Here is a 17,891-nt window from a genome sequence, read left to right as displayed (position 1 = left end):
CTTTTAGCTAAAAACTTTAAAACCTACTTTAGTGGATATAGTTAGCTAATAGCTAGCAACTAGCAGCAAGTATCTATCCATTAATTTACACAAAAAGATTGAGGCCATTTCTGACCTCAACCCCTATTATCTTTCTCCTATTGAGCTAATAATATTCTATCATTACTTAAGCGACTTCCTCGTGCTCTGCTAAACTGCTCTAATAAACCTTCTATTGTCATCTTCTCTCTCTCTTTTCCGCTAATATCTAAGACGATCTCACCCTTATCCATCATTATAGTCCGATCTCCTAAATCTAAAGCTTGATTTAGATCATGGGTTACCATTAGTACTGTTAAATTGTACTCTTTAATCAACTTCTTTGTTATATCTACTATATTTTTAGCAGTTTTTGGATCTAGGGCTGCGGTATGCTCATCTAATAGTAATACCTTTGGTTTCTCTAAAGTAGCCATTACCAAAGTGAGAGCTTGCCTCTGCCCTCCAGATAAGAGACCTACCTTATCACCTAACCTGTCTTCTAACCCTAGCCCTAAGATACTTAAAGCCTCTTTAAACTCCTCCTCACGCTTAGAGTTGATACCCAGCTTCAAGCTTAATCTGGAACTTCGTTTAAGGGCCAACACCAAATTCTCTGCAATCGTCATCGAGGCTGCTGTTCCCTGTAATGGATCTTGAAAGACACGACTAATAAGGTTGGCCCGTTTATAATCGGGAAACGATGTAACATCTATTCCATCTATAGATATACTCCCTTTATCTAAAGGAAAATTACCTGCAACTGTATTTAACAAAGTAGACTTTCCTGCACCATTACTACCAACAACAGTTAAAAACTCTCCACTCTTTAACTCCAAGTCCACATTCCTTAAAGCCACATTTTGATTAATCGTACCCTTATTAAAGACCTTTAAAGCACCTTTAACCTTAAGCATCAACCTCACCCTCCTTAGATCTAAAAATACCTAAATTAAGTTTTTTCAACTCTGGTCCACCTAAAGCTAATATCACAAGAAGAGCAGTCATTAACTTTAAGTCATTAGGGTTTAAATTCAACCTTAAAGCTGTCATTATTACTAAGCGATAGATTACTGAACCAAAAAGCACCCCAAGGGTTGCCCACCATATCTTATCACTTCTAATTAAGGTCTCTCCTATAATCACTGAAGCCAAACCGATAATAATAATACCAATACCCATACCTACATCAGTAAAACCTTGATATTGGGCTACTAAAGCGCCTGAAAGCGCAACTAACCCATTAGATAGACCCAGCCCCAAAATAGTCATTAAATCAGTATTTACACCTAAACTCCTAATCATCTTCTTATTATCACCTGTTGCAATTAAAGCCAAACCCAATTCAGTTCTTAAGAACCAATCGATTAGAACTTTCAAGATTATTACTGTTATTAGAAAGAAGATCAACCTATCTCTTCCAAAGATATTTAAGCCTCTAAAGTGATCAAAAATCCTAACCTCATTTAGAAGAGAGATGTTGGCCCTTCCCATCAACCTTAAATTAATTGAATAGAGTGCCGTCATCGTTAAAATTCCCGATAATAAACCAGTAATCTTTAGCTTAGTATGCAAAAGACCTGTAATTACTCCTGCTAAAACTCCAAATATAGATGCTACTAACGTCGCTACCAAGGGGTTGGCCCCAGAAACTATCATCTTAGCAGCTACTGCTCCTCCTAATGGGAAACTCCCATCCACTGTCAAATCCGGAAAGTCCAGTATCTTAAAGGTTAGATAGACCCCTAAAGCCATAATTCCATATACTAAACCTTGTTCTATAGATGGTACGATAAAATTCAAGTTCAATTTTACTCCTCCTACTCTATTACCCTCTTAGCTTCTTTGATTAACTCTTCATCTAATTCTATACCCATTGCTTGAGCTGCTTTAAGATTGATTACCAAATCTGTATTCTCTAGATATTGAATAGGCATTTGGGCTGTATCTGCCCCTTCAAAGACTTCAATAGCCATCTTGGCAGTTTGACGACCTAATTGATAATAATTGATACCTACAGTTGCCAACGCCCCTTCTTCTACTGCATTGTCCTCACCAACTACCAAAGGTATGTTACTCTCGTTAGCTACACTCACCACCGATTGAATTGCCGATATAACTGTATTATCAGTTGGAATATAGATAGCATCTACCCTACCATCTAGAGATTGTGCACTCTGATAAACCTCATTACTTGAACTTACTGTAGCTTTTACCAACTCAAGTCCTAACTCATCTGCTGCTTTTTGGGCCAAATCTACTTGGACTACAGAGTTACTCTCTCCAGCGTTATAAAGAATCCCTACCCTTTGAACATCTGGTTTTATCCTCTGAATCAATTCTAATTGCTCCTTAACCGGTGTTAGATCACTTGTACCAGTTAAGTTACTTCCAGGTTTATCTAAACTGTCAACCAACCCTGCACTCTTTGGATCAGTTACCGCTGTAATCAAAATTGGTGTCTCGTTTATATTATTTGCTACCGCCTGAGATGTTGGTGTTGCAATGGCTAAGATCATATCTAAATTATCATTAGCAAATTGGTTAGCAATTGTCTGAGCTGTTGACATATCACCCTGTGCATTCTGATAATTATAAGTAACTCCTTCTCCATCTTTATACCCTTGCTCTTCTAATACATCCATAAACCCTTCTCTTGCTGCATCTAAAGCTGGATGTTCTACAATCTGAATAACTCCAATTCTTTTTTCTCCATCCTGACTAGCTTCTTCACTACTACACCCAATTAAAATTAACCCTAATAAAAATATACTAATAAAAGTAATAACCTTCTTCATACACTTCTCCTCCTCGATTTCTCTTATTATTTAATATCATATACAAAAAAACCACTCCCGTAGGACTGGTTTATACTAAAAATAGATATAGCTATACTACACCCATTTAATAAACAATATCTCCTACCAAATTACTGTTCTACTTTTTTATCTACACTAATACACTAAATCCCTACAGCCTTACATACTACAAATCCTACTTAGCTACAAATTACCTATTACAAACTACAATGTAACGAATGTTATTGGTATTATACTAGATTATAATTAATTCTGGTGATCTTGTCAAGAAAAGATTCATAGAAAATCATTATAGACAAATATATTATTAACCTTTTCCTAATTAAATAACAAAAAAAGCAGGGTAAAACCCTACTTTTTATAAAAGAATATTTAATTGATCCAAAATCTTATCCGCTATTACTAATTTATTAGATTTAGGAATTTCAACTTCCTTATCTTCACTAATAATTACCACTTGATTAGAGTCAGATGAAAAACCTGTATCATCCTTGCTAATATCATTAGCTACTATCAAGTCTGCTTTCTTTCGCTTTAATTTAGATTCAGCATTCTCTATAATATTATCTGACTCTGCTGCAAAACCTACTAAAACCTGATCCTTTTTATCCTTACCTAAAGAGGCCAAGATATCTTCAGTTCTATCCAATTCTAAAGATAAAGGTCCTTCCTTCTTCTTCAACTTAGAATCCAACCTTCTTTTGGGACGATAATCAGCTACAGCAGCCGCCATAATAATAGCATCTTGACCCTCTCTATTCTCTAAAACTTCCTTATACATATGGGATGCACTCTGGGCTATTATAATATCTACACCCTTAGGAGGGCTTAATTCAGTTGAAGCAGATACTAAAGTTACATCCGCACCCCTAGCTTTAGCCATCCTTGCTAAAGAATAACCCATCTTTCCAGAAGAGTTATTACCAAGATACCTTACAGGATCTAATTCCTCTCTTGTACCACCAGCAGTTATCATAATTCTTTTACCCTTTAAATCCTCTTCTTGGGCTAGGAGATACGCAACTGCATTATTTACGATCTCTTCAGGGTCTGGTAACCTACCTCTTCCTTCATAACCACAGGCTAAATAACCAGCATCAGCTTCAATCACCTTATAACCCTTCTCCTTTAAATAAGACAGATTTTCTTGAAAAATAGGATTGTTATACATATTTACATTCATAGCAGGAGAAAGAACAACTTTAGCTTTAGTTGCCATAATCGTTGTTGACAACATATCATCAGCAATCCCATTAGCAATCTTTCCTATTATATTTGCTGTTGCAGGTGCTATCAACATCAAATCAGCCTTATCGGCCAAAGATATATGCTCAACATCCCAATAATGAGCTTTTCCAAACATATCTACAACGACTGGGTTATGACTTAAAGATTGAAAAGTCAGAGGAGTTACAAACTCTGTAGCTGCTTTGGTCATAATAACGTTTACCTCAGCCCCCAACTTCTTCAATCTACTTACTATATCTACAGCTTTATAAACAGCTATACCACCAGTAACTCCTATAACAATCTTCTTCCCCTTTAACATAGTATAACCTACTCCTCATTAATAGGACGCAATTTACCTGCAACAACCTCTTCTAAAGCTTTAGAAACATCTTTAGCGCCTTGATACTCTTCTAAAACCTCATCTTCCCCATCATTTATCTTTCTTGCTCTTTTAGCTGCTATAATAATTGCAGTAAAAGCAGATCCACATCTATCTACTAGATCATTCATATCAGGATAAGCTAACATTTTTTAAAACCTCCCTAACAAATTATAAAAATTTATTTTATCATACACCTTTGAGCAATAATAACCGACCTTAATTTATCCACTGCTCTATCTACTTCATCATTCACTATTAAATAATCATAATTTTTAGCTTCTTCTAATTCTTTGGTTGCATTCTCCATCCTCAAATCTATTACACTATCACTTTCAGTTCCTCTTTTAGTGATCCTATCCTTTAGATCTTCTAAAGACGGTGGGGCTAAAAAGACAAAGACCCCTCCACTAAAGTTATCTCTAACCTGCTTAGCTCCTTGTATATCAATTTCAAGAATAACATCTTTTCCTTTTGCTAAAGTCTCCTTTACATAGTTCTTAGGTGTCCCGTAATAATTATTATGTACTTTAGCCCACTCAATAAATTCACCATCATCAACTAAATTTTTAAATTTATCCTTGGACATAAAGAAGTAGTCTATCCCATCTACTTCACCTTCTCTTGGCTTACGAGTGGTAGCAGATACTGAATATGAGATATCATTATAATCCTGCAATAAACTCCTCAACACTGTTCCTTTTCCTACTGCAGAGGGACCAGATAAAACTATTAAGTTACCTTTATTATTCTTAGAATTTAACATTATTACTATTCCCCCTAACCCCAAACTTTTTATTCATCATCTACTAGTCTTTGTGAAACTGTCTCTGGTTGTACAGCCGATAATATAATATGATCACTATCAGCAATCACTACAGCTCTAGTTCTACGCCCATAAGTTGCATCAATTAACATACCCCTATCTCTTGCATCTTGAATAATCCTTTTAATCGGTGCAGACTCTGGACTTACAATAGCAATAATTCTATTAGCTGCTACTATATTCCCAAAGCCAATATTAATCAACTTAATACTCATTTTAACTCCTCCTTTAATTAATTACTTCAGATAAATAATACATACTAACCCTCTTCTACTCATCTATGAAAGTTTTAGGTTAACTCTTCTTAATTAAGATTTAAAGAATGATAGAATCAATCCATACCCCAAGCCTTAACACTGATTTTATGATATTTTTTTATAAATCTATCTCTTATAATTAAATCTTTTAACTATAGACTAGTTTATAATATATCATATATACAATATTATTTGCAAGAAATTTATTATAAAATTACCTTTCTATAAGCCTCTCTCTAACCTCTTGCACAATTAATTGATGAGTATTATAATGAGAAAATAAGTAAGAAATTAAAATATCATAGTCCCTTTGGTTAATCTTTTTATAATAAAGTAATGTATCTAAAATTGGAACCGGAAACCTCTCCTTATCTAAAATAGCTAGTAATTTGTCCTCACCATCGGGCATTTTTGCATAAATTTTCAAAGCAAAACTTGCCGGATTAAAGGGACAAGCCTTAGCCTTTTCAACCTTGTATCTATCAATTGACAGATTACAAAAGTCACAGTTGCTACTTGGTGTTGCAACCAAATAGCTTATCTGTTCAAAGGAGAACTCTAATTCACTTAACTCATATCCTAATTTCTTAAGCCTTCTCTTAGCTAGAACGGATAAGGTGATAAAATAAATTTTTTCAGCAAAAAAGATTAATACTAATAAATAAATTAACATAGCTATATTTATTGTATGTGTCGACATATTAACCCTCCCTTCTGCCACTTAAGTATTCCTTATAAGTCTTTACATTATTTCTCCCTGAATTTTTGGCATAATAGAGAGCTTCATCAGCAACATTTAATAACTCACGATCAGTTTTAGCGTCTTCAGGAAAAATTCCAATACCTGTACTGATAGTAACACTACCATTTGGCTGAGTCTGCTCTTTCTTAAACTCTGTTTTAAAGACCCTCTCTCTAACTCTTTGAGCAATAACTAAAGCTAACTCTTCTGATACATTAGGCAATATTATAGCAAATTCTTCGCCTCCAAATCTGCATACTATATCATCATCTCTTACACTATCATCTAATATCTTAGCTAACTTAACTAAAGATTCATTGCCCAAGGGATGACCATTATTATCATTATAAACTTTAAAGTAATCTATATCAATCATTAACAGCGCCATAGGCTTCTCCAAGTTCTTAGATTCCTCTATTTTTTCCTCCAAGCTAATTTGAAAGTATCTCTGGTTATATAGCCCTGTTAAATTATCCTTGATTGCCATATCCTCTTTTAACTTATGAAGTCTAGCATTCTCTATCGCTAAAGCAGCTTGATTGGCAAAAGGCATTAAAGAATCTATCTTTTTATAAGTTATTTTTCTTTGATTTGCTATGTTATCTACCGAAATTAATCCAATAGTCTTACCTTTAACAATTAATGGTACTAAGGCAAAGGAGCCCATATTAAGTTTAGCTGCTAATTGAACTTGAAACTTATCATCTGGGTTAATAGTACTTATATTATAAGGGATCATCTCCTCTATTACTTTTGTTGCAATATTATTATTTCCTAAGTCAATTGATATCTCTTTAACAATATCATTTAATCTCTTATCACTTAATTCTAACTCCTCTTGAATAGATATCATATCTTCTAAATTTATCTTGTTAGCCGCTACATTCTGCCATGTCTGTAAACCTTCTTGCCTGGTTAATGGGCCAATCCCAAGCTCTCCCTTTATTTTACCCTCATCTACTAAAAATAATATAGCTCGGTTAAATCCTAGACCATAACCTGCAGTTATTGATGATATTATTATCTGCAAAACCTTATTTAATTCTAATGTACCCTGCAATATAGCACTGGTTTCTCTTAGTACTCTTAACTCCTTAATTTGCCCGGCTAAATTCAAATTCAATGCAATATTCTTTTTTAGACCTGATTCCACCTTATAGTATATATCTCCCCCAATTAATAGGATAACCACAAAATATACAATATGAATAAAGTTCCATTGATATAAAAACACAAAAAGGAGGGAAAATAATAAAGACACTATCCCACCTTTTATTCCACCTACTAAAATACTTATAACCATATATGAATATATAGTAAATATACTCAGATCACCAAAAAAAGACTTATATATTAGCAATATTAATAGCAAAGCAATTGACCTTATCAACTTAGATTGATGTTGGTCTAAATTAAATAAAGAATAAAAAAGAATAACTAAAATCGGTATTACTATAAGCAACAAATAAAAAACATTTAACATTTAATTCTCCCCCCCTTTTTACTTTTTATATGATTAATTAATTATACTATATTAAACCTATATTAATGCCAGAAAATCCTTTTACAGTCTATATAATTCACTAAAAATAGATAAATACCTTCTTAGTCATTAAATATATTCTAATATTTAATTTATAAAAAATTAACCACTAAATAAAAAAGACCTAGAATTGATATCAATTCTAGGTCTTTTTTATTTATAATTTACTTACTACTTCTAAACACCTTGGGCATATCTTTGGATGATTTTCACTATCTCCTATACCTTCACTATAGTTCCAACAGCGATCACATTTATCTCCAGGTGCTTGTGAGATACCAACTTTAATATTTCTCTCTTTTCCAGGATAAATCTCTTCTTCTCCTTTTTCTAACACATCTATAGAAGCTACCTCCACCCTTGATACTATAAATAACTCTTTCAAGTCATCAAATTTATTCAAGAAATTATACTCTTTATCAGAAGCATATATCTTTACAGAAGCATCTAAAGAGTGACCAATTACTTTATCCTTACGGGCCAACTCTAATGCTTTAGATACATCCTTTCTTATTGCTAAAAATTCATCGAATTTAAACTCTAAACTTTCATCTAAATAAGACTCTTTAAATTCTGGCCAATCCTCCAAAAAGATACTCTCTTCTTTTCCTTCTCCAGGTAAATGATCCCAAACTTCTTCTGCAGTATGAACTAATATTGGAGCAACAACCTTAATCAATGTAGTTAGAATTTCATACATTGCTGTTTGACCAGATTTACGGATAAGGCTATCCTCTTCTAGAGTATAAAGTCTATCTTTTAGTACATCCATATAAAAGGAGCTCAATTCAACTGTACAGAAGTTATGAACACCATGATAGATTCTATGGTACTCATAAGCATCATAGGCCTCTTCAATCTCTTTAACAAGCTTCTCTAGCTTTAATAGCACCCATCTATCTAATTCAGTCATATCTTTAGAATCGACTTTATCTTTTACTGGATCAAAGTCATATAAATTGCCTAATATATACCTAGAAGTATTTCTGATTCTACGATAAACCTCAGAGTTCTCCTTTAATATCTTATCGGAGACTCTAACATCCTCTTTAAAGTTAGAAGAAGCAACCCATAACCTCAAGATATCAGCACCATATTGTTTAATGATATCATGTGGTGATACTACATTACCTACTGATTTTGACATCTTCTTACCTTTTTTATCAACAGTAAATCCGTTGGTTACAACTGCTTTATAAGGCGCTTCACCCCTTGCAGCAATAGAAGTTAGTAATGAAGAGTTAAACCAACCACGGTACTGGTCAGTACCCTCTAAATAAAGATCAGCAGGTCTATCCAAGATATCATAATTCTCTAAGACAGCAGCATGGCTTGCTCCAGAATCAAACCAAACGTCCATAATATCCGATTCTTTATCAAATTCTTCTCCACCACAAGACTCACACTTAGTTCCAGATGCTAAAATTTGACTTGCATCTAACTCATACCAAACCCCTGACCCTTCTTTAGCAAATAACTCCTTTACAGTCTCAATAGTCTCTTCAGTTACTAAAGGATCTCCACAGTCCTGACAATAAAAGATAGGAATTGGAACACCCCAAACTCTCTGTCTAGATATACACCAATCAGTTCTATTTTCGATCATATTACCGATTCTCTTCTCTCCCCACTCCGGGTACCAATCTACCTTGCTAATAGCTTCTAAAGCTTCGTCTTTGATATCTTCAACAGAAGCAAACCATTGCTCAGTAGCTCTAAAGATTACTGGCTCCTTACATCTCCAACAATGCGGATAGGAGTGATCAATGAAGTTTAGATTCATTAGAAGGTTATCCTTCTTCAAAAGATCTGTTACAATAATGTTGGCGTCATCATAGTAAACCCCCTCAAAATCTTCTCCAGCTTCTTCTGTAAAGCATCCATTATCATCCATAGGAGCAAATACATCTATATCATATTGTTGACAGATAACATAGTCATCATGACCATGGCCTGGTGCAGTATGTACACAACCAGAACCTTGTTCTAAAGTAACATGGTCTCCTAGAATTAACTTAGATTCTCTATCATAGAAAGGATGTTTACAATTAACTCCTTCCAAATCTTCACCTTTAAACTCAGCTACTATTGAATAATCTTCAATACCACAGATATCCATCACCTTATCTGCTAATTCTTTTGCAACTACTACTCTATCTTCTTCAGTTTCAACTATTACATACTCGAAGTCTGGATGGACGGATATGGCCAAGTTAGAAGGAATTGTCCAAGGAGTAGTAGTCCAGATAACTACATAATCATCGCTAGTTAATTCTTCTCCTCCTAATACTTTACCATCCTTTACGGGAAACTTAACAAAAATAGATGGCCCTCTTCTATCATCATACTCAATCTCTGCTTCAGCTAAAGCAGTACCACAGCTAGTACACCAGTGTACCGGCTTTAAACCTTGGTATAGAAGTCCTTTTAAGGCCATCTTACCAAATACATCAATCTGTTTGGCTTCATATTCAGGGTTTAAAGTAATATATGGATTATCCCAATCTCCCCAAACACCCAGTCTTTTAAATTGTTCTTTCTGTCTTTCTACATAACCTAAAGCATAATCTTTACACTCTTCTCTTACTTCAGAGATACTTAAATCTTTAAATTTATCACCTAACTCTTTGGTTACCTTATTTTCAATAGGCAATCCATGGGTATCCCATCCTGGTACATAAGGGGCTTGGAAACCTTTTAGATGATTATACCTTGTAACAACATCTTTTAATATCTTATTTAAAGCATGACCGATGTGTATATCTCCATTGGCATAAGGTGGCCCATCATGTAAAATAAACTGCTTAGCACCTTCCCTCTTCTCTAATGCTTTCTCATAAACCTTGTTCTCTTCCCATTTTTTTTGTAACTTAGGCTCTTTTTTAGATAAGTTGGCCCTCATTGAAAACTCTGTCTTAGGTAAATTCAAAGTATCTTTATAACTCATCATCCACACTCCTTGTTTTATTATAAAAGCTATCAGCTGTCAGCTGAAGATCAAAAACACATTAATAAAAAACTTAACCTTTGTAAAATCTGGAATCTCAATTCCTAATTCCTAACTACAAAAAGACCCTCATCCCTGGTAAGGGACGAGAGTCTCTCGCGGTACCACCCTAATTAATATATAATAAGCTTAATTATACATTCACTTAAAAAAGTTAACGGCCTTTACCGATCCTTCCTAATTTAAAATTTCAGAAGAATAGCTAAGAGGTGATCTTCACTAAAATTTCAGTCCCTAGGCTTCCACCATCCCCAGTTCGCTATAACTTTCACTTTAATTACTCTCCTCTATCCTTGCTTTTACTCTTTATATAATTTTGTAATTCATTATAATATAATAGAACAATTTAGTCAACCCTTATTAAAAAAGATCCTTAAATTTCTCCTAATATCCCCTTTACTATATTGTAAGAATTTCGCGCAGCTAAAGGAAGAAATTCATCAAAAGAGATATTAGCCTCACCATCTGCTTTATCTGATATAGACCTTATTATAACAAAAGGTATATTATTTAAGAAAGCAACTTGCCCTACAGAAGCCCCTTCCATCTCAGTACAAGAACCAGAAAATTTTTCTCTCAACCATTTGGCCTTGTCATTATTAGAGATAAACTGATCACCCGAAAGGACTCTACCAACCTTAACTTTAGAACCACCACCCTCACTAAGAACCTTCTCTCCTATCTCTTTAGCCATTTGAACAAGGTTCTTGTCAGCCTTAAAGGATGCTCTATTCAACTCAGGAATCTCTCCAAGTTCTCTCCCAAAAGCTGTCACATCTACATCATGTTGAACTACATCTTCTGATATGACTATATCACCGACATCTAATTGGGGGTCGACTGCTCCTGCAACTCCTGTAAAGATAATCTTATCTATCTCAAATTCATCTATTAAAATTTGAGTACAGACAGCAGCATTAACCTTACCGATACCACTCCTTACTAATACAACCTTCTTACCCTTTAGTTTACCTGAATAGAAGGTCATATTAGCTTTCTTAAACTCTTCTTCAATATCCATACCCTTCTTTAATCTTTCAATTTCAATCTCCATAGCTCCAATAATACCAAACCTCATAGCAACCCCCTTAATTTCAATTTATAATTGATACTTAAGTAGTTAATAATTAAAAATTAATTATCAAAACAAATACCATCTAAACCTACAAATATTACTCTTCCTCTTGTTTTTCTCCATCTTTCTCTAATTCAATATTTACTTTTTTTAACATACCACCTAAGGTATCAATACCCTCTTCTAAAAAAGAACTTATCCTATGTTTAAACAATCTCTCTTTTTCTAATAAATCTTTATAGTACTCTTCTTTATCTACTATCTTATCATTTGCATCTTTTAATATTTTATGTGCCTCTTTCTCAGCCTCTTCTAATAAGTTATCAGCCTTTATCTGAGCTTTACTAATAAGCTCATCTCTTTCAACTCTTGCCTCTTCTAAAATCTTATCAGCTTCTTCTTTAGCTTTATCACTTGTTGACTCAAACACCTTATGAACCTTCTTTAATGTTTGATGTAAATTTCCTTCTTCATTCTTATAGTGTTGCAATTGCTTATCTAAATCTTCTACCTCTGCTTTTAAGTCGATATTTTTTGAAAAAAGTTCTTCATAGTAAGTCGCAATTAAATCTAAGAAATCATCTACCTCTTTTGAATCATAACCACCTGTTAATTTCTTCTTAAATTCTTTGTTATATATGTCATCTGGTCTTAAAGACATTCTAACCCCTCCTAAATATACCTTTTTAGATTTAATTTGATTCTACCGCGATTAGATTCACCCAAAACCTCATCGATCTCAACCCTTCCTCTACCCCGGATTGATATTATATCATCCAAGTCTATAGAGTGAGCTGGATTATCTATAACTTTCCAATTAACTTTAACCTTACCTTGTCCTATCTCTTTGCTCATCTTATTTCTGGAAGTAGAGAAGCCAGAACTAGCTACAGAATCTAACCTTAATGACGACACTGTACTTTTTATTATTTTAACCTTCTCCTCCTCCACATTAATCCTATCAAAAGAGAACTCTTCTATCTTTACACCTATTTTATGAACCTGATCTAAGTTCATTATAATATAATCCTTGATCTCCTCTGCCACTATAGCTTGGCATGCATCTTTATTAACAAGAAGATCACCTACCATCTCTCTTTTTATACCTAAACCAAGCAGGGCACCTAAAAAGTCTCTATGACTAACCCTTTGAAACTTAAACTGCCCTTTAATATTCAAGAGAGCTATAGGACTATCAACAAGATCATTTATATAATAATCTGGCATTAGGGCTATACGATTCCTTTCAGCCCTCTTATAACCACCAAAGACCATAACCTTTAAATCAGCTATGTTCTCTAGGATAGGCTTAGCTAAGTGTAAGTGATAAGGATTTAAAAAATTAGTTGATACTGGTTGATGCCTCTTAAGGGCCAACTCTGCCTTATCTAAAATATTAGATAACTCCATTAAGTCATCCTTATCTTGTATGTGAGAAAGCATCTTTTCTTTATCTAGCAAAAAAATCACTCCTAAATATTTATAAATATATCAATAAATTAATCAATCCCCTTCTAATAATCTGCAAAACAATAAGAGCTATTATTGGAGAAATATCAATTGGCCCTAAGGGAATAAGTTCTCTAAAGGGAGCTAAAATCGGCTCTGTCATCTTGTAAGTGAACTTTAATAAATCTTTCATAAATTTATGATGAGTTGGCGGTTGTACCCAAGAAGCTATTACTCTTACCAAGATCAAATAATAATAAAATTGGAATATCAAATTAACACCTCTAATTAATAACACTAACTCTCCTCCTTTAACCTTTTAGATTTATTTGCTGATGCCTCTACTGCTTCATAAAGAGCAGAACGAAGTCCTCTTTCCTCCAAAACTTTCAAAGCTGCAATTGTAGTCCCACCTGGAGATGTAACCATATTCTTCAACTCTGCTGGATGCAAGTTAGATTCTTTGACCATCTTAGCTGAACCAATTACAGTTTGTAGACTAAGATCTAAAGCAAGTTCTTTATCCAAACCAACATTTATCCCTGCATCCATTAACGCTTCAATGATTAAGTATATATACGCAGGACCACTTCCACTTAAACCAGTAACGGCTGCCATCTGCTCTTCTCCAACCTTAGCTACTAAAGAGATTGGGCTTAACAGCTCTTCAATTATATTTCCTTCTTCTAAGCTAACAGAAGAACCTAAAGAGTAAGCAATTGCCCCCTCACCTACCAAAAGGGGAGTATTAGGCATCAACCGTACTACTTTGGCCCCTTCTTTCAAGATTTCTTCAATATTTTCAGTAGAGATTCCAGCAGCAATAGAGATAACTATCTGCGATAACTTAACCTCCTCCTTTACCTCCTCTAAAACACTAAAAATACCTTTTGGTTTAACAGCTAAGACTATATAATCTACATCAGAGACTAAATCCTTATTGTTAACTCTTCCTACTACACCATATTTCTTTTCTAACTCTCTAACTCTACTATCTTTAATATCACTTATATATATATCATCAGAAGCAAAAACACCTTCAGATAAAAAACCTTCAATCAAGGCTTCTGCCATAGCACCTGCACCAATAACTCCTATCTTATTCATCTTTCCCCTTCCCCTCATCTCTTATAAACCCTTAATAATCTTTATAATTTATTATACCATAACAACTTTAGCAATCAAGCACTAGTAAGCTTTGTCAATTATAATCTCTTTCTCCAAAAATTCCAGATCCTACTCGCAATAAAGTAGCACCCTCCTCTATAGCTACCTCAAGGTCATTGCTCATTCCCATAGAAAGTTCTTTCATCTCTACCCCCTCTATTCCTTCTTTTTTAATCTCTAAAGAAAGTTCTTTTAGCTTCCGAAAATAAGGTCTAACATTTTCAGGATCAGAAGAGTAAGGGGCTATAGTCATCAAACCTTTTACCTTTACATTATCTAAAGCACTGACTTTCTTGACAAAATCTACCCCTTCTTTATAACTAATACCGTACTTATTATCATCTTGAGCTGTATTTACTTGAACCAAAATATTCATTACTCTTTCTTCATTGTTGGCCCTCTTATTTATCTCCTTAGCTAACCTAATACTATCTACCGAATGAATAAGCTTGCAACTTGGTATTCTAGCTAAATACTTAACCTTATTCCTTTGTAAGTGTCCAATCATATGCCAATTAACCTCTTTAGAAAAGCTTTGGTACTTATCATCTAACTCTTGTACTCTACTCTCCCCAAAATCAATAATTCCCTCCTCTAAGACAACCTCCATCTTATCAAGGGAATGATTCTTTGAAACCGATATTAATTTAACCTCCGATTTACTTCGACCAGATTTCAAAAGTGCTTTATCTATTCGCCCTTGCACCTGTAAGAGTCTCTTTCTTACCTCTTCCATTATTGATAACTCCTCCTTAATTTAAACTTGGTATGTAAAAATCCAACTTGAAGTAATATATTAATCAAATAGTCAGCTATCAGCCAATGTCTTTTGTCATAAATAATTTTTAATGGCTTCCCACGAAGAGTTTAGACTTTGAAACCGAAGATTTAAAACTCACAGGTCAACCGTTAACTAAAATCACGATCTTGAAGTTCTTAAGACCTTTGGCCGATAACTAAAAACTGATAACTAGTGTAGCTTATAGACAACTTGCAGCTAATTCAGCTAATTTAGATCTTTCACCTTTATTTAGAGTCATATGACCAAACAACTTTTTATCCTTCAAACGCTCAACTACATAAGTCAAGCCATTACTATTACTATCTAGGTAAGGGTGATCTATCTGATATGGATCACCAGTTAGAATAATCTTACTATTCTCTCCAGCTCTAGTTATAATGGTCTTTAACTCATGAGGAGTTAAATTCTGGGCTTCATCGACAATAATAAATTGATCTGGAATACTCCTGCCTCGTATATAAGTGATAGCTTCCATCTCAATTAGATTCATCGCTTTCAGATCAGCAACTGGATTCCCACCATCATTATCATTACCACCTACTAAAAATTCCATATTGTCAAAGATAGGCTTCATCCAAGGGGCCAACTTTTCATCTTTATCCCCTGGAAGATAACCAAGGTCATTGCCCATTGGAACGATAGGCCTTGTAACTATCAACTTCTTATACTCCTTCTCTTCAACAACCTTTTGCAGACCGGCTGCCAAAGCCAACAAAGTCTTTCCGGTCCCTGCCTTACCAACTAAAGTCACCAACTTAATATTATCATTTAAAAGCAATTCAAAAGCACATTTCTGTTCGCGATTTCGAGGGCTAATCCCCCAAACCTCTTTCTTATCAAATATAAGAGGAACCAAAGATTTACGAACCATATCATACCGACATAAAGCAGATTGTGATCCTCCAAATTCATCCTCTAAATTAACATATTGATTTGGGTGTAATTCCTCTTCCAAGCCTAATTCTTCTAATGATAAATTCTTAGTTTTAAAGAATTTATCAATCTTAGCTGGTGAAACTTTCAAATTTAAAAGACCAGAATAAAGTTCATCAACATTTACAGCATCAGTCTCATAATCTTCCGCTTTTATATCAATAGCATCAGATTTAATTCTCATATTTATATCCTTAGATACCAATATAACTGAATAGTCCTGACTTCTTTGAAGATATAAAGCTGTAGCTAATATCTTGTTATCAGCTTTATTTACATCAAGGCCTTCTGAAAAATCTTTTTCATATTCAGACTCAATCCTTACAAGACCAGAAGATTCTAATTCTACACCTTCTGATAACTTGCCTTTTTTTCTTAATCCATCCAGATACCTGGAGAATAATCTAGCATTTCTACCTACTGAATCTTGTCTCTTCTTTTGATCGTCTACCTCCTCAATTACAACCATAGGAATAATAACAAGGTTGTCTTCAAATGAAAAGATTGCCCTTGGGTCATGTAAAATAACATTTGTATCCAACAGGTAAATTTTTCTCATAGCTATTCCCCCTCTTTTTATATTAACAGGTAAATCCGATAAAAGATCATATATCAGACAATACCTGTCTCTACCTTAGAAAACATACTTTTTGAAATAATATCCAACTAGTTAACAAAGATATCAAAACCTGGTCCTATCCCCTTAATAATAGCCTTCTCTCCTACCTCTCCAATCACTTCAACTTCTCTAAAGTAATTCTTAGTATATCCATTTACCAAAACTCCTATTTTATCTTTATTTTCAATTAAAGCAGAATTGGGTATAACAATACCATGATATTGCCTTCTAACTACTTTGACCTCAGTCTTTCGTAAATTTAAGAGTTCTGGGATATATCTCCTTATCTCTATCAACATAATGTTCTGGGGATTATCAGGTATTATTTTATCTACCTTAGCTCTAAAATATTGACCTTCTACTTCTGAAAATAAAATTTCAACACCTGTTCCAACCTCATACTTTGATAATTGCTCTTGAGGTAAAAGAACTGCCAAATAGAACTTGAAATTATCAACAATTTTAAAAATTGGTCGACCGATATTTACCTTGTCACCATCTCTTATCGGGTTAGACTTTCCTTTTAAACTATTAAACCTAGAATAATCTAATTTCTCTCTCTCCTCCATCCTTAAAGTTGATTCTAAACCATCAACTTTATAACTTAAAAGACCAGACCTATAATTATATAGATCGACATTTTCTCCAGCGTCTTCAATTGTAGCAATATGGTTTCCTATACTAACCCTCCTACCTTCCTCCAGATGCAGTTTGACTATACCTCCCTTTGAAGCTAAAGTTACCTCTTCATCCCTAATTAATATTCCTTTAGTATTAAATTCATCCCTAACCCTTCCATAGGATGTGGTGATCAATCTAGTCGAATGGTATCCAAAAAAGTTAACTGCCAATATAACTAATAAAGAAAGAACTATAAGACCCATTACGACTATAATAAAGGAGTTCAAATTATACTTTTTAGGGCTTGGCTTCTCAATATAACTAGTTTTTCTTCCATAATCTCTCATAAGAACCTACCTTACTTTATAAAAATTTTAAATCTATCTATATTTATATAATTCTCC

The 17,891-nt window shown here is 34.0% G+C and carries 18 protein-coding genes and 1 other annotated feature; all 18 genes read right to left on the bottom strand.

What is annotated here, in order from left to right; translation table 11 throughout:
• Positions 1-137 precede the first annotated feature (137 nt).
• Positions 138-935, bottom strand: coding sequence for an ABC transporter ATP-binding protein (locus HALSAC_RS0113715; protein ID WP_027340746.1), 798 nt, complete (start codon positions 933-935; stop codon positions 138-140).
• Entirely contained in the window at positions 928-1,827 is a 900-nt protein-coding gene (locus HALSAC_RS0113710) for an ABC transporter permease (RefSeq protein WP_027340745.1), read from the bottom strand. The genes HALSAC_RS0113715 and HALSAC_RS0113710 overlap by 8 nt, the downstream gene beginning before the upstream one ends.
• A gap of 11 nt (positions 1,828-1,838) precedes the next feature.
• Entirely contained in the window at positions 1,839-2,816 is a 978-nt protein-coding gene (locus tag HALSAC_RS0113705; RefSeq protein ID WP_027340744.1) for an ABC transporter substrate-binding protein, read from the bottom strand.
• Positions 2,817-3,195: 379 nt separating this feature from the next.
• Positions 3,196-4,386, bottom strand: a complete 1,191-nt coding sequence (gene coaBC, locus HALSAC_RS0113700; RefSeq protein ID WP_027340743.1) for a bifunctional phosphopantothenoylcysteine decarboxylase/phosphopantothenate--cysteine ligase CoaBC — start codon at positions 4,384-4,386, stop codon at positions 3,196-3,198.
• 8 nt (positions 4,387-4,394) lie between these two features.
• Positions 4,395-4,595 carry a DNA-directed RNA polymerase subunit omega gene (gene rpoZ, locus HALSAC_RS0113695; RefSeq protein ID WP_027340742.1) on the bottom strand — a complete coding sequence of 67 codons (201 nt, stop codon included), beginning with the start codon at positions 4,593-4,595 and terminating at the stop codon, positions 4,395-4,397.
• A 32-nt stretch (positions 4,596-4,627) separates the two neighbouring features.
• Positions 4,628-5,212, bottom strand: coding sequence for a guanylate kinase (gene gmk, locus HALSAC_RS0113690; protein ID WP_027340741.1), 585 nt, complete (start codon positions 5,210-5,212; stop codon positions 4,628-4,630).
• Positions 5,213-5,241: 29 nt separating this feature from the next.
• Positions 5,242-5,487 (bottom strand): extracellular matrix/biofilm regulator RemA, encoded by a 246-nt coding sequence (gene remA / locus HALSAC_RS0113685; RefSeq protein ID WP_027340740.1) that lies wholly within the window; start codon positions 5,485-5,487, stop codon positions 5,242-5,244.
• 256 nt (positions 5,488-5,743) lie between these two features.
• Positions 5,744-6,229 carry a hypothetical protein gene (locus HALSAC_RS0113680; RefSeq protein WP_027340739.1) on the bottom strand — a complete coding sequence of 162 codons (486 nt, stop codon included), beginning with the start codon at positions 6,227-6,229 and terminating at the stop codon, positions 5,744-5,746.
• 1 nt (position 6,230) lies between these two features.
• Positions 6,231-7,754, bottom strand: coding sequence for a sensor domain-containing diguanylate cyclase (locus HALSAC_RS16670; RefSeq protein WP_027340738.1), 1,524 nt, complete (start codon positions 7,752-7,754; stop codon positions 6,231-6,233).
• Between the two features lie 217 nt (positions 7,755-7,971).
• Positions 7,972-10,761, bottom strand: a complete 2,790-nt coding sequence (ileS, locus tag HALSAC_RS0113670) for an isoleucine--tRNA ligase (RefSeq protein ID WP_027340737.1) — start codon at positions 10,759-10,761, stop codon at positions 7,972-7,974.
• A 138-nt stretch (positions 10,762-10,899) separates the two neighbouring features.
• Positions 10,900-11,124, bottom strand: a binding site (T-box leader).
• A gap of 70 nt (positions 11,125-11,194) precedes the next feature.
• On the bottom strand, positions 11,195-11,899 hold the full coding sequence (locus HALSAC_RS0113665; protein WP_027340736.1) for a 5'-methylthioadenosine/adenosylhomocysteine nucleosidase: 705 nt from the start codon (positions 11,897-11,899) through the stop codon (positions 11,195-11,197).
• A gap of 94 nt (positions 11,900-11,993) precedes the next feature.
• The gene (locus HALSAC_RS16665) at positions 11,994-12,557 is read right to left on the bottom strand and encodes a DivIVA domain-containing protein (RefSeq protein WP_027340735.1); all 564 of its coding nucleotides are present in this window, start codon (positions 12,555-12,557) and stop codon (positions 11,994-11,996) included.
• Positions 12,558-12,568: 11 nt separating this feature from the next.
• Positions 12,569-13,366 (bottom strand): photosystem II electron transport protein, Sll1252 family, encoded by a 798-nt coding sequence (locus tag HALSAC_RS0113655; protein WP_245579485.1) that lies wholly within the window; start codon positions 13,364-13,366, stop codon positions 12,569-12,571.
• Between the two features lie 10 nt (positions 13,367-13,376).
• Positions 13,377-13,643 (bottom strand): YggT family protein, encoded by a 267-nt coding sequence (locus HALSAC_RS0113650; RefSeq protein WP_027340733.1) that lies wholly within the window; start codon positions 13,641-13,643, stop codon positions 13,377-13,379.
• Positions 13,643-14,452, bottom strand: coding sequence for a pyrroline-5-carboxylate reductase (gene proC, locus HALSAC_RS0113645; protein ID WP_035571925.1), 810 nt, complete (start codon positions 14,450-14,452; stop codon positions 13,643-13,645). Before proC ends, HALSAC_RS0113650 begins: the two co-directional genes overlap by 1 nt.
• A gap of 94 nt (positions 14,453-14,546) precedes the next feature.
• Positions 14,547-15,248: a YggS family pyridoxal phosphate-dependent enzyme gene (locus HALSAC_RS0113640; RefSeq protein WP_027340731.1), complete on the bottom strand. Its 702-nt coding sequence runs from the start codon at positions 15,246-15,248 to the stop codon at positions 14,547-14,549.
• Between the two features lie 244 nt (positions 15,249-15,492).
• Positions 15,493-16,806: a PhoH family protein gene (locus tag HALSAC_RS0113635; protein ID WP_027340730.1), complete on the bottom strand. Its 1,314-nt coding sequence runs from the start codon at positions 16,804-16,806 to the stop codon at positions 15,493-15,495.
• 107 nt (positions 16,807-16,913) lie between these two features.
• Complete coding sequence (locus tag HALSAC_RS0113630; protein ID WP_027340729.1) at positions 16,914-17,834, bottom strand: biotin/lipoyl attachment domain-containing protein; 921 nt, start codon at positions 17,832-17,834, stop codon at positions 16,914-16,916.
• Positions 17,835-17,891 lie beyond the last annotated feature (57 nt).

Source organism: Halonatronum saccharophilum DSM 13868, from assembly GCF_000517025.1.
In the GTDB taxonomy this organism is placed as follows: Bacteria; Bacillota; Halanaerobiia; order Halobacteroidales; family Halobacteroidaceae; genus Halonatronum; species Halonatronum saccharophilum.
This window is presented reverse-complemented; position numbering and strand designations above follow the sequence as displayed.

Coding starts and splice junctions, on each gene's coding strand:
- HALSAC_RS0113715 (WP_027340746.1), bottom strand. CDS start 935: ATGCTTAAGGTTAAAGGTGCTTTAAAGGTCTTTAATAAGGGTACGATT.
- HALSAC_RS0113705 (WP_027340744.1), bottom strand. CDS start 2,816: ATGAAGAAGGTTATTACTTTTATTAGTATATTTTTATTAGGGTTAATT.
- coaBC (WP_027340743.1), bottom strand. CDS start 4,386: ATGTTAAAGGGGAAGAAGATTGTTATAGGAGTTACTGGTGGTATAGCT.
- rpoZ (WP_027340742.1), bottom strand. CDS start 4,595: ATGTTAGCTTATCCTGATATGAATGATCTAGTAGATAGATGTGGATCT.
- gmk (WP_027340741.1), bottom strand. CDS start 5,212: ATGTTAAATTCTAAGAATAATAAAGGTAACTTAATAGTTTTATCTGGT.
- remA (WP_027340740.1), bottom strand. CDS start 5,487: ATGAGTATTAAGTTGATTAATATTGGCTTTGGGAATATAGTAGCAGCT.
- HALSAC_RS0113680 (WP_027340739.1), bottom strand. CDS start 6,229: ATGTCGACACATACAATAAATATAGCTATGTTAATTTATTTATTAGTA.
- HALSAC_RS16670 (WP_027340738.1), bottom strand. CDS start 7,754: ATGTTAAATGTTTTTTATTTGTTGCTTATAGTAATACCGATTTTAGTT.
- ileS (WP_027340737.1), bottom strand. CDS start 10,761: ATGAGTTATAAAGATACTTTGAATTTACCTAAGACAGAGTTTTCAATG.
- HALSAC_RS0113665 (WP_027340736.1), bottom strand. CDS start 11,899: ATGAGGTTTGGTATTATTGGAGCTATGGAGATTGAAATTGAAAGATTA.
- HALSAC_RS16665 (WP_027340735.1), bottom strand. CDS start 12,557: ATGTCTTTAAGACCAGATGACATATATAACAAAGAATTTAAGAAGAAA.
- proC (WP_035571925.1), bottom strand. CDS start 14,452: ATGAATAAGATAGGAGTTATTGGTGCAGGTGCTATGGCAGAAGCCTTG.
- HALSAC_RS0113640 (WP_027340731.1), bottom strand. CDS start 15,248: ATGGAAGAGGTAAGAAAGAGACTCTTACAGGTGCAAGGGCGAATAGAT.
- HALSAC_RS0113635 (WP_027340730.1), bottom strand. CDS start 16,806: ATGAGAAAAATTTACCTGTTGGATACAAATGTTATTTTACATGACCCA.
- HALSAC_RS0113630 (WP_027340729.1), bottom strand. CDS start 17,834: ATGAGAGATTATGGAAGAAAAACTAGTTATATTGAGAAGCCAAGCCCT.